The 224-nt window shown below is 46.4% G+C and carries 1 protein-coding gene; it reads right to left on the reverse strand.

What is annotated here, in order from left to right:
* The coding region (locus FGF67_RS17385; protein WP_158293259.1) for a hypothetical protein at window positions 1-224 on the reverse strand (224 nt) is incomplete at both ends.

A 224-nucleotide genomic window follows, 5' to 3' on the forward strand; every position in this document is an offset into this window, starting at 1 on the left:
TCGCTAGGCGCATCATAGCTTACTGCTTGCGGTTGTGTTAGGGTATATGTAGCAGTAGGATTAGTAGAGCCACAGATATCTTCTACCGTCCAGGTAATGGTTACCGTACCTCCCGTACAGAAGTCGATAGACTGATTGGTAAAATCATGCGATACGCTCGGTGAACATCCCCCCGCTAAACTGCTATTAATACTATTAGTTTGTGCCGTTACCCAAGCTGCGAT

The sequence above is a fragment of the Allotamlana fucoidanivorans genome (assembly GCF_006265225.1).
GTDB lineage: Bacteria > Bacteroidota > Bacteroidia > Flavobacteriales > Flavobacteriaceae > Allotamlana > Allotamlana fucoidanivorans.